The organism is Rhodococcus sp. As11, from assembly GCF_048957735.1.
Taxonomy (GTDB): Bacteria; Actinomycetota; Actinomycetes; order Mycobacteriales; family Mycobacteriaceae; genus Rhodococcus; species Rhodococcus gordoniae.
Window position 1 is genome coordinate 144,669 of record NZ_JARDJE010000010.1, and the last position, 12,107, is coordinate 156,775.

Here is a 12,107-nt window from a genome sequence, read left to right on the forward strand (position 1 = left end):
CCCGTCGACTGTCACGGACGACGGGGGGACGATAGCAGCCTCAGTTGAGCCCGGCGTACGAGTGCAGGCCCGAGACCACCATGTTGATGATGAACAGGTTGAACAGCATCGCGACGAACCCGACGACGTTGATCCAGGCCGCACGGGTGTTACGCCATCCGGAGGTCGCGCGGGCGTGCAGATAGGCGGCGTAGACCACCCATGTGATGAACGAGACCGTCTCCTTCGGGTCCCATCCCCAGAACCGTCCCCATGCCGCCTCGGCCCAGATCGCACCGAGGATGATGCCGACACCGAAGAGCGGGAACCCGATGATCGTGGTGCGGTAGGCGAGCCGATCGAGGGTCTGGGCGTCCGGCAGACGCTCCGCGAGCGCTGCGAACACTCCGCTGTGCTCCTCGCCCTTCGGGAAGCGGATCCGCAGAAGGAACAGCAGACTCGCCACGCCCGAGACGAGGAAGATGCCGCTGCCGACACTGATGATCGTCACGTGGATCGGCAACCAGAACGACTGCAGGGCGGGAACCACGGGAGCAGCGTCGGCGTACAGCACCGTCGCCGCGAGGAACATGAGGATCAGGACGGGGGCCAGCAGGTAGACCCACATCGTGCGGTAGGCCGGCCTGCGCAGGACGACCAGGCCGAAGATCACAGCGGCGGCGCACGCCATCGCCACGAACTCGTACATGTTGCCCAGCGGGAACCGCTCGGTGGCCAGGCCGCGCAGCACGATGGAAGCGACCTGCAGTCCGGCGACCACGACGACCAGTGCGCGTCCCATGTTGCCGACACGCTGCGACAGGGTGCGCCCGGGGGTCTGGTCGATCCGTCCCGGTCCGGCAGGGGCCGATCGGGTGCCGGAGGCCACGAGTTCGCGTTCCCGCTGCGCCACCAGGTCGGCCCGGTGGGTCGCGTACTCGGCGACGAGCAGCACCAGCGCCAGCACGAGCACCGCGAACGCCGATTCGAAGGCCCAGTCGCTGTACCGCGCGAGGGTGTCGTTCTGTGTCATCAGTTCTTCTTCTCCTGTGCCGCCGGGGCGGAAGGTGCGTTGTCGCCGAGAAGGCGCTCGACCAGACGGTCGAACTCGTCTCCCCATCCGGCCTGATCGGTTCGTGCGAGGCCGCCGAGCTCTACTACGGTTCGTCGTTCACCGTCGATCACTGTACCGTCCGGGTACGCGCGTGCCCACACTCTGCGTCGTTTGACCAGCAGCGATACGAGCAGGCCGATCATCATGGAGATCGCCGCGACCAGCACCCACTGCTGAACCGGGTCGTGGGAGACCTGCAGGTTGACGAAGTCGGTGGCCTTGTCGAACCGCACCTCGGTGCCGTCGGCAAGTGTCACGCTCTCCCCCGGACGCAGGTTGACGCGGTCCTGTTTCACGAGGCGTCCCTGATTGATCAGTTCCTTGCTGAGTGAGAACAGCGACTGCGGGCTGCCGGTGTCGAGACCGGAGTCGCCCTTGTAGATGTCGATGGCGACGGCCGGGTCCGTCATCGCCGGGAAGATCGATGTGAGCAGTGTGCCGTGGAACGACGCCGTCGGCGCGAACAGTCCCTCGATGGCGATCTGGTTCTTCCGGCGCTCGTCGGCGTCGGGGAACATGCCGCCGGGCGGGTCGAAGCGCATCGCGCCGCTGCTGAGGAAGGTCGTCGCGTCGTCCGGTGCCCACTGCAGCGTCTCGGTGCGGGTCTCACCGTTCGGCCAGGTGACCGTGAAGGTCGGGGCGTAGCCGTGGCCCTGCAGGTACACACGGTCGCTGCCGACCCGCAGCGGATGATTGACCTTCAACTGCGCGTCGCGCCAGGTGTTCGTGACGAGATCGTCGCCGTACTGGTACTCGATGTCGGAGGTGAACATCTCCGCCTGCCCGTTGTCGAGATAGTCGGCGGCGAAGGTGTGCACCCGTACGCACATCGGGTTCAGTCCGGTCCCGTCGAGCGTGAGACCGGCCCGGAAGGAGTCGAAGGACGCCGGTGATGTCGTGCAGAACTCCTGACCGTTCGCCACGAGGATGCGCTGACCCTCGTAGCCGAGAAGCTTGCCTGCGGCGACCGCGACGAGCAGTCCGACGAGGGAGATGTGGAAGACCAGGTTGCCGGCCTCGCGCAGATAGCCCTTCTCGGCGGAGAGGGTCATCTCGCCGTCGCGCTCCCGGGCACCGCCCTCGCGACGCGCGATCTTCCATCCGCGCAACTGCCCCTGGATGTGCTCGAGGACCGCCTCGGGGGTCTCGGCCACTGTGGTCTGCACATGATGCGGAAGACGCTTCAGGTTGCGGGGTGCGGGGACCGGCGGTGTCCGCAGGGCGCGCAGATGCTCGACGCAGCGCGGCAGGATGCAGCCGACCAGCGAGACGAACAGCAGCACGTAGATCGCGGTGAACCAGAAACTGCCGAAGACGTCGAACAGCTCGAGCCGGTCCATGATCGGGCCGAGGGCCGGACGTGCCGCGATGTACTCGTCGACCTTCTGGTTGTTGAGGCTGCGCTGCGGCAGGAGCGCGCCGGGGATCGCGGCGAGAGCGAGCAGGAACAACAGGACCAGGGCGGTCCGCATCGACGTCAGGCCGCGCCAGGTGTTCCGGACGAGCGCGGCGGCACGTCCGGCCGTGCTCTGCCGGGGCGGAGGCGAGGGTTGCGGGGCGGGCGTCGGGGTGTGTGTCGCGGTCATACGGGCAGAGTCACTTCCGAGATGAACGAGTCACGGATCCAGGACACGAACAGGTCCCATGCGCCGGTGACGAGAGCGATACCGACGGCCACGAGCATCAGGCCGCCGACGATTTGCACGGTACGCGCGTGCGTCCGCAGCCAGCCGACTCCGCGCAATGCCCGCGCCGAACCGAGGGCGAGCACGACGAACGGCAGTCCCAGGCCGAGGCAGTACGCGACGATCAACGCGACCCCACGGGCTGCGGTCGTACCCTCCGTACCCGCCGCGAGCGAGATCACCCCCGCGAGGGTGGGGCCGAGGCAGGGGGTCCACCCGAGCGCGAACACCGCGCCGAGCAGCGGCGCTCCTGCCAGATTGGAGATGCGGCGCGGGGTCGGCCGGGTGTCGCGCTGCAGAGCCGGCACGAGGCCGAGGAAGACCAGACCCATGACGATCGTGATCACACCACCGACCCGCATGAGCAGTTCACGGTTGACGGCGAGCGCGGAGATCGCACCGAAGATCGAGACCGTCGCGAGGACGAACACCACCGTGAAACCCGCGACGAACAGTGCGGCAGCACCGGCGACCCGGAGCCGTCCGTCGCTGCGGAGCGTCGTCGTACGGGTACCGGCCTGCTCCGCGGTCACGGCCGGAGCCTCGGCTCCCACCACCCCGGCGAGATAGGACAGATAACCGGGAACGAGCGGCACCACACAGGGCGACGCGAAGGAGACGAGACCGGCGAGCAGGCACGCGCCCATCGCCAGCAGCAACGGACCCGACAGGGCCGCGTTCTGGAAGGTCTCGCCGATACCCGCCGCCAGGATCGTCATCACCGCTCCGTCTCCGGCTCTGCCGCGACCCGCTCGACGACCGGCTGCAGGTCCTCGGCGAGCAACTCCGTCAGGTACACCGCGGCCACCCGGTGCTCCCGGTCGAGCACGACCGTCGTCGGCACCACCGAGGTCGGATAGTTCCGTCCGAGCGCGAGAAGCGAGCGCATCGGCGGGTCGTAGATCGACGGATAGCCGATCCGCTGATCGGTCACGAAGTCCTGGGCCTTGTCGCGCTGGCTGTCGCGCACGTTGATGCCGAGGAACTGCACCCCGAGATCCTTGGTGGCCTCGTAGACCCGTTCGAGATCGTCGGCTTCGCTGCGGCAGGGGGCGCACCACTGGCCCCACACGTTGAGCACGACCACCTGTCCCTCGTAATCGTCGAGGGAGAGGGTCTCGCCCTCGTTCATGAGGTCTTCCCCGGACAGTTCCCCGAGGGTGCCGCGCTCGGCCGGGGGGTCGTAGAAGATGCGGGTCTGCCCACCGGGCGAGACGAAGTCGAACGTTCCGCCGGTGGCGACGGCGTCGTCGCCGGTGGCACAGGAGGTGAGAAGAACGGCGCCGCAGAGCGCAACGACGGCCGCCCGGAGCACTCTTCTCATGCGCCGTGGACGTTGGGGTCGGAGGCGCCGGCCGGTTCGGAGTACACCAGGTCGACGAGGGTGTCGCCCTCGTAGACCAGGGAGGTCAGCGACGCGAGGCTGCACTGGCGACGGCGCGGATCGTGCCACAGGCGCTCGCCCTCGAGGAACCGGCGCAGCGTCCACACCGGAAGCTGGTGACTCACGCACACCGCTTCGCGTCCCGCCGCGGCCACGCGCGCGGCGTTGACGGCGGCGAGCATGCGGTGGGCGATCTGCAGGTAGGGCTCCCCCCACGACGGCGTGAACGGATCGCGCAGCTTCCACCAGTGCCGGGGCCGGGCGAGCGCACCGTCGCCGACCGAGACCTTGAGGCCCTCGAAGTCGTTGGCCGCCTCGATGAGGTTCTCGTCGGTGCGGATCTGCAGTCCGTGCTTCTCCGCGATCGGAGCGGCCGTCTGCTGCGCCCGGTCGAGCGGCGATGCGACCACGTGCGCGATGTCGTGGTCGGCCAGCGAGGCCGCGACCGCTCGTGCCTGCGCTTCGCCGGTCACCGACAACCGGAATCCGGCCAGGCGACCGTAGAGGATGCCGGAGGGGTTGTGTACCTCTCCGTGGCGGAGCACATGCACGATCGTGCGGGTCTCGGACGGGGCGGCGTCGGTCACGTCGATTGTTCCTCGAGGGGTGTGGAAGGGGCGGGAGTTCGTCGGCAGGGAACGCGGTGGGGTTACGGCGCGGTCGCCGCCGCAGCCGCGCGGGCGGCGTGCGGCAGGGCATCGGCGATCCGCGAGAACGCGTCGTCGTCGAGCGCGGACGAGACGAACCACGTCTCGAAGGCGCTCGGGGGCGCGTAGACGCCACGCTGGAGCAGAGAGTGGAAGAAGGCCGGGAACCGCCAGGTCTGCGCAGCCTTGGCCTGGTCGTAGTTCGTCACCGGCTCATCGGTGAAGAAGACGCTCAGCAGAGTGCCGGCGTTCTGGATGCGGTGCGGCACCCCTTCGGCGGCCAGAGCCTCGCCGAGCAGGCGACCGAGGGTCTCGGCGTTGCGGTCCAGTGCGGCGTAGACGTCGGCGTCGGCGGCCCGCAGGCTCGCGAGGCCGGCGGCGACGGCGACAGGATTACCGGAGAGGGTGCCGGCCTGGTAGACCGGGCCGCTCGGGGCGAGATGGGCCATCACGTCGGCGCGACCGCCGAAGGCCGCGGCGGGCAGACCACCGCTCATGACCTTGCCGAAGGTCATCAGGTCGCCGGAGACGCCGTCGATGCCGTGCCAGCCGGTCGGGCTCGCACGGAAGCCGGTCATCACCTCGTCCATGATCAGCAGCGCGCCGTGCTCGCGGGTGAGCCCGCGGAGCCCCTCGTTGAAGCCGGGCACCGGCGGAACCGTTCCCATGTTGCCGGCGGCAGCCTCGGTGATGACCGCCGCGATCTCGCCGGGGTTCGCTTCGAAGGCGTCGCGTACGGCGTCGAGGTCGTTGTAGGGGACGACGATGGTGTCACCGGCCTGGGCACCGGTGACCCCCGGCGAGGTGGGCAGACCGAAGGTCGCGAGACCGGAACCGGCGTCGGCGAGCAGGGCGTCGACGTGACCGTGATAACAGCCGGCGAACTTCACGATCTTCGATCGTCCGGTGAATCCGCGCGCGAGGCGGACCGCACTCATGGTCGCCTCGGTGCCGGAATTGACGAGCCGGACCTGCTCGACGGGCGCGATGCGAGCGACGATCTCCTCGGCGAGTTCGACCTCACCTTCGGTGGGTGCACCGAACGACAGACCGGCGACGGCGGTGGACCGGACCGCCTCGACGACGGCGGGATGAGCGTGCCCGAGAATCATCGGACCCCAGGAACACACCAGGTCGACATAGGTATTGCCGTCGACGTCGGTGAGCAGCGGACCCGATCCCGACGCGAAGAAGGGGGGATTGCCGCCGACCGATCCGAACGCGCGGACCGGAGAGTTGACGCCCCCCGGTGTCACCTTCGATGCCCGGTGGAAGAGTGCGGCGGATCGAGTGTCGTGGGTGGACGAAGCATCGGGGGTCGCAGTCACGACTTCCAGTGTCCGTAGTTTCGCGAGATTTGCCAAAAACACGGGTGATCAAACCTGATGTGTTTTTTCTCCCGTACCAGGAAAAAGGGACACCGTGAGTGACATGCCGCACCTATCGTCTGAGGCATGCCGACCACAGCCGAACATCTGCGCATCGCTCTCGACGGTGCGTGGCACGAAGCCCGCGAACGCGCACGCACGGATCTCGCGCACGAGAAGTTCGCACCGCACTACACCCCCGAGACCGACAAGGCCCGCGCCATCGCACTCGAGCAGATGCGCCTCCTGGCCGAGCACGGGTACGCCGCGGCAGGCTTCTCCGTCGAATCCGGCGGCACGGGCGACGCGGGCAGTGCGGTGGCCTCCATCGAGATGCTCGCGATGTCCGACCTGTCGCTGATGGTCAAGGCCGGCGTGCAGTGGGGGCTGTTCGGCGGTGCCATCGAGAACCTCGGCACCGAGCGGCACCACGAGAAGTACGTCAGACGACTCATCGATCTCGACGTCCTCGGCTGCTTCGCGATGACCGAGACCGGCCACGGCAGCGACGTCCAGTCGCTCGAGACCACGGCGACCTACGATCCGGACACCCAGGAGTTCGTGATCCACTCCCCCACCCCGTCGTCCCGCAAGGATTACATCGGTGGCGCAGCGCAGCACGCCCGGTTCGCGGCGGTCTTCGCCCAGCTCGTCACGCAGGGCGAGACCCACGGCGTGCACTGTTTCGTCGTCCCGATCCGCGACGAGGACGGCCACGACCTGCCGGGGGTGACGACCTCCGATTGCGGATACAAGGGCGGTCTGCCGGGTGTCGACAACGGCCGCATCGTCTTCGATCGGGTGCGCGTCCCGCGGGAGAACCTGCTCGACAAGTACGCGGACGTCGAACCGGACGGGACGTACGTCTCCGATATCGACAACCCGAGCCGGCGGTTCTTCACGATGCTCGGCACCCTCGTCCGCGGCCGGATCACCGTCGGCGGGTCGGCGGGGGCTGCCGCGCGGGTCGCGCTGTCCATCGCCACCCGCTACGCCGAGAAGCGTCGTCAGTTCGACGCCCCGGGGCGCGAGGGCGAGGTTCCGATCATGGACTATCTCGTCCACCAGCGGCGCTTGCTCCCCCTGATCGCCCGCTCGTACGCGCTCGGTTTCGCGCAGAACGAGCTGCTCACGACGATGCACCGGTTGCAGTCGACGTCCTTGCAGGAACTCGACGCGCAGGAGCAGCGCGAACTCGAGGGCCGCGCGGCCGGTCTGAAGGTCGCCAACACCTGGCACGCGTCGCGGGCGATCCAGGAGTGCCGCGAGGCCTGCGGTGGTGCCGGGTACATGGCCGAGAACCGGCTCACGGCGCTGCGCGCGGATGTGGACGTGTTCACCACCTTCGAGGGCGACAACCACGTCCTGACCCAGCTGGTCGCGAAGGAACTGCTCACGGCCTACGCCGACGAGGTGCAGGGCATGAGCCCGGTGGAGTGGATGCGGTTCGCCGCCACCACGATCTCCGACATCGTCAAGAAGCGCACGGCGGCGCAGCAGATCATCCAGACGATCGTCGACACCCGCCAGGACAACGAGGAGGACGGCAGCCTCTTCGACCGTGGCACGCAGGTGACGATGTTCGAGGACCGTGAGCAGTACCTGCTGTCCACCGCCGCCCGCCGCCTGCAGGGCGCGATGAAGCGCGAGGACAATCCGTTCGACGCTTTCAACTTCGTGCAGGACCACGTGCTGCACGCCGCCCGCGCGCACATCGACCGGGTCGTGCTCGAGGCGTTCGTCGCCGCGATCGAGGACTGCACGGACGAGACCGCCCGCGACCTGCTGTCGGAACTGTGCGATCTCTACGCGCTGACGATCATCGACGAGGACAAAGCGTGGTTCATGGAACACCGCCTGCTGTCGGTCGAACGGGCCAAGGCGGTCACGCGCGGGATCAACGAGCGGTGCCGCAGCCTGCGCCCGCACGCGCTGACGCTCGTGGAGGGTCTGGGTGTGCCCGAGTACCTGCTCGGCTCGGCCATGCTCGAACGTGAGGGAGCGGTCGTTCCGCCTCAGGACGTCTCGGTCTGACCGGGATCGCCGACGAGCTCGCCGAGCCGAGCTCGAAGCTCGTCGGCGTCCTTCGCCCACGCTCGCACGAACGTCCCTCCGGTCAGGCGCAGTCCGACGGCCTTGCGTCCGCGTGGCACGTCGGACAGTTCGCCGAGGCTACGGGCGGTTTCCCATCGTTTCGGTTCCCCGCGGTCGGCGGGCGGCGGCAGCACCGCCTCGATCTCGGCGACCGGCAGTTCCTCGGTGCCCTGCCGCAGGGCCGTGGACGTGAGTTCGACGCTGACGTGCCGGCGGGCCGCCACGACCATGACGTAGGAGAAACCGGCGAGCACGATCGCGAGGATCGGCAACGCGGCCCAGTGCACGACCGGGCCGGTGAGCAGTTCGACGACGAGGGCCACCACGCAGAAGGCCGGGCCGATGGCGACGGTGCGCCATCGCGCGCCGGGTTCGTGGAACAGCGGCTCGGCTGCCTCGGACGGGGACGGACCGGTCAAGCGGCGAACGCGCCGGGGATCACGAGCAGCACCGTGGTCACCAGGCCGAGGACGGCGATGAGAGCGATCAACACCAATTCGCGACGGCGCCCATAGGGCCGCGGTTCCAGCTGCATGACGTCCTTTTCGCTCGACGGGAAGGGCCTTCGGACCCACATGGTGAGCCCACCGTACTCTTCCGCCGCACGCGACGAAACCGAGTGGTACGTCTATTCTTCCGGCAGCCGCAGGAAGAATCGGTTGGCATCGCGCCGGTGCATCAGCACGATCGCTCCGACGGTCGCGACGGCTTGCAGAATGCCCACCACACCGAGTATCCAGCCCGCGCCGCCCTCTCCGACGCCCACGCCGAACACGGTGGGCAGGGTCGACAGCGACATGAACACACCGAGCAGGGTCAGTAGCATCCGGGCCCAGTTCTTGGCCTTCAGCAGCTGCCGGACCACCAGGTACAGCAGTCCGACGATCACCAGCCCGATGCCCGCGGTCAGCACGACCAGCACCGGGACTGCCGACTCGAGTTGCTCCGTGGTGATGCCCTCGACGGCCTGATCGGCGGCCATCGTGGACATGAGATCGAGCAGTTCGTCGCGTCGGCTCAGCAGATCGGCGAGACTTGCCGCCAAACTCACGACGGCGAGAGCGAGTACCCCACACCACAATTGGTAGGCGGTAGTGACGTCTCCGGGGACGGGACGGTTCGCCGCGGGACCGGGCCCGACGGGCGGAGCGGGAAAACTCATGACAGGCGACCCGCGACCTCGGCGGCCCAGTAGGTGAGGACGATGTCGGCGCCGGCACGCCGGATCCCCATCAGCGATTCGAGGATCGCGGCGTCGCGGTCGATCCAGCCTTTCTGCGCGGCCGCGCTGATCATCGAGTACTCCCCGGAGATCTGGTAGGCGGCCACCGGGACGGGCGAACGGTCGGCGACCTCGCGCAGCACGTCGAGATACGACATCGCCGGCTTGACCATCACCATGTCGGCGCCCTCGGCGAGATCGAGATCCACCTCGTGCATCGACTCCCGGCGATTCGCCGGATCCTGCTGGTAGGTGCGGCGGTCGCCTTCGAGGGACGAGCCGACGGCGTCGCGGAAGGGACCGTAGAACGCCGAGGCGTACTTCGCGGAATAGGCGAGCTGGCCGACTTCGGTGTGTCCGGCCTCGTCGAGAGCGGACCGGATGAAACCGATCTGCCCGTCCATCATCCCGCTCGGCCCCAGCAGGTGGGCTCCGGCCTCGGCCTGCGCGACGGCCATCTCGGCGTAGCGCTCGAGCGTCGCGTCGTTGTCGACGACACCGGAACCTGTGAGCACGCCGCAGTGACCGTGGTCGGTGAACTCGTCGAGGCAGGTGTCGGCCATGATCACCGTGGAGTCGCCGAGTTCGCTGCGCAACGAACGCAGTGCGCGGTTGAGCACACCGTCGGGATCGCTCGCCGCGGAGCCGCGGGCGTCCTTGTCCTCGGGCCGGGGCACACCGAAGAGCATCAGTCCGCCGACACCGGCGGCCACGGCCTCGGTCGCGGCCTTGCGCAGCGAATCGGCGGTGTGCTGGTACACCCCGGGCATCGACACGATCTCGCGCGGTTCGTCGAGGCCGTCGGCCACGAACATCGGGAGCACGAGATGGCGGGGTTCGAGGGAGGTCTCTGCCACCAGCCGTCGGATGGCAGGGGTGCTGCGCAGCCGGCGGGGACGGATGTCGGGGAACATGGGGAGAACACCTTCCATACGGGTCGTGCGCGGTTCCGGTAGCGGTGACTACCGGAACCGCGCACGAGTCATCGGAACATCAGCGGCGGGCGCGGGACTTCTTCCGCGGCGGGGGCAATGCGCCCTCGGCACGGAGCCGGGCAGCGTGCTCGGCGAGCGCGTCGACCAGCGGACCGATCTGCGCGGTCTCGGGCTGCACGTCCACCCGCAGGCCGAACTCGATCGCGGTCTCGGCCGTCTTCGGGCCGATGCACGCGACGATCGTGCGGGCGTGCGGCTTGCCGGCGATACCCACGAGATTGCGGACGGTCGACGACGACGTGAAGCACACCGCGTCGAAACCACCGGTCTTGATCATCTCGCGGGTCGCGGCCGGCGGCGGAGCGGCACGCACGGTGCGGTAGGCAGTGACGTCGTCGATCTCCCAGCCCCGTTCGCGCAGGCCTTCGGCGAGGGTCTCGGTGGCGATGTCAGCGCGCGGCAACAGCACCCGGTTGACCGGGTCGAAGACGTCGTCGTACGGGGCGAACTCGGCGAGCAGGCCCAGGCTGGACTGTTCGCCGCTGGGCACGAGTTCGGGGATGATTCCGAACGAGCGCACCTTCGCGGCCGTGGCCTCACCGACACACGCGATCTTGACGCCGGAGAACGCCCGCGCGTCGAGACCGAACGCCTCGAACTTCTCCCACACCGCACGCACGGCGTTGGTGGAGGTGAACACCACCCACTGGTAGCGGCCGTCGACCAGACCCTTGACCGCACGTTCCATCTGGGCGGGGCTGCGCGGCGGCTCGACCGCGATCGTCGGCACCTCCATGGGGATCGCGCCGTGCGTGACGAGTCGTTCGCTCATCTCGCCGGCCTGATCCTTGGTGCGGGGCACGAGGACGGTCCAGCCGTACAGGGCGCGCGACTCCCACCACGACATCTTGTTGCGGTGCGAGACGACCTTGCCCACGGTGACGACGAGCGGCCCGACGAGTTCGGAGCCCGCGTCGTTCAGGGTCGCGAGCGTGGCCTCGACGGTGCGCTGCTGACGGGTGGTTCCACGCACGGTGATCGCTGCGGGGGTCTGCGGCGCGAGACCGTGCTCGACCAGCGCGCTGGCGGTCTCGGCGAGGTGACCGGAGGTCGCGTGGAGGACGAGGGGTCCGGGGGCTGCGGCGAGCGCGGCCCAGTCGACCTCTCCGCGCACGTCGACCTCGGTGTGGCACGAGCCGAGTGCCATGCCGGCGTAGCTCGGCACCGACGATCCGGCGGGCAGACCGGGGAGGACCTCGAAGACCACCTGGGTGCGGGCGACGGCGTTGACCTCGGCGATCACCGAGTCGGTCGTGAGGGGATCACCGGCGACGAGGCGCACCACGTCGTGTCCGGTCTTCGCCTCCGCGACGAGCGTCTTGGCGACCTCGGAGGGCTCGCCGAGCGCGGGACGAACCTCGGCGACGGGTTCACCGGTCTCCGGGTCGGCACCGTGATCGGAACCGACGAGGGCCACGACACCCTTGTCGACATCGGGGTCGGTGAAGGCGATCGTGGCGCCCGCCAGCACGTCACGTGCGCGCACGGTGAGCAACGCAGGATCGCCCGGCCCCGATCCCACGAACAGGATGCGCCCGGGGTTGTGCTTACGGACTCGGCTCATCGGTCATTCTCCAGTGCGGTCAAATCAGTGATAAGGGCAAATCGGGTGACGGTCAC

11 protein-coding genes are annotated in these 12,107 nt (G+C 68.7%); 1 reads left to right on the top strand and 10 read right to left on the bottom strand.

Annotated elements, in window-relative coordinates:
• Nucleotides 1–40: 40 nt before the first annotated feature.
• From ccsB to hemL, 6 genes are all read right to left on the bottom strand, one after another.
• Nucleotides 41–1,012 (bottom strand): c-type cytochrome biogenesis protein CcsB, encoded by a 972-nt coding sequence (gene ccsB / locus PV766_RS15280; protein WP_016932635.1) that lies wholly within the window; start codon nucleotides 1,010–1,012, stop codon nucleotides 41–43.
• Nucleotides 1,012–2,679: a cytochrome c biogenesis protein ResB gene (resB, locus tag PV766_RS15285; protein WP_016932636.1), complete on the bottom strand. Its 1,668-nt coding sequence runs from the start codon at nucleotides 2,677–2,679 to the stop codon at nucleotides 1,012–1,014. The genes ccsB and resB overlap by 1 nt, the downstream gene beginning before the upstream one ends.
• The gene (locus tag PV766_RS15290; RefSeq protein ID WP_421097321.1) at nucleotides 2,676–3,497 is read right to left on the bottom strand and encodes a cytochrome c biogenesis CcdA family protein; all 822 of its coding nucleotides are present in this window, start codon (nucleotides 3,495–3,497) and stop codon (nucleotides 2,676–2,678) included. Before PV766_RS15290 ends, resB begins: the two co-directional genes overlap by 4 nt.
• Nucleotides 3,497–4,102: a TlpA disulfide reductase family protein gene (locus PV766_RS15295; RefSeq protein ID WP_026002952.1), complete on the bottom strand. Its 606-nt coding sequence runs from the start codon at nucleotides 4,100–4,102 to the stop codon at nucleotides 3,497–3,499. The genes PV766_RS15290 and PV766_RS15295 overlap by 1 nt, the downstream gene beginning before the upstream one ends.
• Nucleotides 4,099–4,749: a histidine phosphatase family protein gene (locus PV766_RS15300; protein WP_016932639.1), complete on the bottom strand. Its 651-nt coding sequence runs from the start codon at nucleotides 4,747–4,749 to the stop codon at nucleotides 4,099–4,101. Before PV766_RS15300 ends, PV766_RS15295 begins: the two co-directional genes overlap by 4 nt.
• A gap of 62 nt (nucleotides 4,750–4,811) precedes the next feature.
• Nucleotides 4,812–6,137 (bottom strand): glutamate-1-semialdehyde 2,1-aminomutase, encoded by a 1,326-nt coding sequence (hemL, locus tag PV766_RS15305; RefSeq protein ID WP_026002953.1) that lies wholly within the window; start codon nucleotides 6,135–6,137, stop codon nucleotides 4,812–4,814.
• Between the two features lie 126 nt (nucleotides 6,138–6,263).
• Here hemL and PV766_RS15310 point away from each other — a divergent pair, with 126 nt between their 5' ends.
• Nucleotides 6,264–8,210 carry an acyl-CoA dehydrogenase gene (locus tag PV766_RS15310; protein WP_016932641.1) on the top strand — a complete coding sequence of 649 codons (1,947 nt, stop codon included), beginning with the start codon at nucleotides 6,264–6,266 and terminating at the stop codon, nucleotides 8,208–8,210.
• Here the strand turns inward: PV766_RS15310 and PV766_RS15315 are convergent.
• From PV766_RS15315 to PV766_RS15330, 4 genes are all read right to left on the bottom strand, one after another.
• Nucleotides 8,192–8,689 (bottom strand): hypothetical protein, encoded by a 498-nt coding sequence (locus PV766_RS15315; RefSeq protein WP_421097322.1) that lies wholly within the window; start codon nucleotides 8,687–8,689, stop codon nucleotides 8,192–8,194. The two genes, PV766_RS15310 and PV766_RS15315, sit on opposite strands and share 19 nt — an antisense overlap.
• Nucleotides 8,690–8,898: 209 nt before the next feature.
• The gene (locus tag PV766_RS15320; RefSeq protein ID WP_421097323.1) at nucleotides 8,899–9,432 is read right to left on the bottom strand and encodes a hypothetical protein; all 534 of its coding nucleotides are present in this window, start codon (nucleotides 9,430–9,432) and stop codon (nucleotides 8,899–8,901) included.
• The gene (gene hemB / locus PV766_RS15325; protein ID WP_421097324.1) at nucleotides 9,429–10,406 is read right to left on the bottom strand and encodes a porphobilinogen synthase; all 978 of its coding nucleotides are present in this window, start codon (nucleotides 10,404–10,406) and stop codon (nucleotides 9,429–9,431) included. The genes PV766_RS15320 and hemB overlap by 4 nt, the downstream gene beginning before the upstream one ends.
• 79 nt (nucleotides 10,407–10,485) lie before the next feature.
• Nucleotides 10,486–12,051, bottom strand: coding sequence for a uroporphyrinogen-III synthase (locus PV766_RS15330; RefSeq protein WP_064062606.1), 1,566 nt, complete (start codon nucleotides 12,049–12,051; stop codon nucleotides 10,486–10,488).
• Nucleotides 12,052–12,107: the final 56 nt, after the last annotated feature.

What these genes read in the sequence shown, in the direction of transcription:
- PV766_RS15290 (WP_421097321.1), bottom strand. Translation starts at nt 3,497, where the DNA reads ATGACGATCCTGGCGGCGGGTATCGGCGAGACCTTCCAGAACGCGGCC.
- hemB (WP_421097324.1), bottom strand. Translation starts at nt 10,406, where the DNA reads ATGTTCCCCGACATCCGTCCCCGCCGGCTGCGCAGCACCCCTGCCATC.
- PV766_RS15310 (WP_016932641.1), top strand. Translation starts at nt 6,264, where the DNA reads ATGCCGACCACAGCCGAACATCTGCGCATCGCTCTCGACGGTGCGTGG.
- PV766_RS15330 (WP_064062606.1), bottom strand. Translation starts at nt 12,051, where the DNA reads ATGAGCCGAGTCCGTAAGCACAACCCCGGGCGCATCCTGTTCGTGGGA.
- PV766_RS15295 (WP_026002952.1), bottom strand. Translation starts at nt 4,102, where the DNA reads ATGAGAAGAGTGCTCCGGGCGGCCGTCGTTGCGCTCTGCGGCGCCGTT.
- ccsB (WP_016932635.1), bottom strand. Translation starts at nt 1,012, where the DNA reads ATGACACAGAACGACACCCTCGCGCGGTACAGCGACTGGGCCTTCGAA.
- PV766_RS15320 (WP_421097323.1), bottom strand. Translation starts at nt 9,432, where the DNA reads ATGAGTTTTCCCGCTCCGCCCGTCGGGCCCGGTCCCGCGGCGAACCGT.
- resB (WP_016932636.1), bottom strand. Translation starts at nt 2,679, where the DNA reads ATGACCGCGACACACACCCCGACGCCCGCCCCGCAACCCTCGCCTCCG.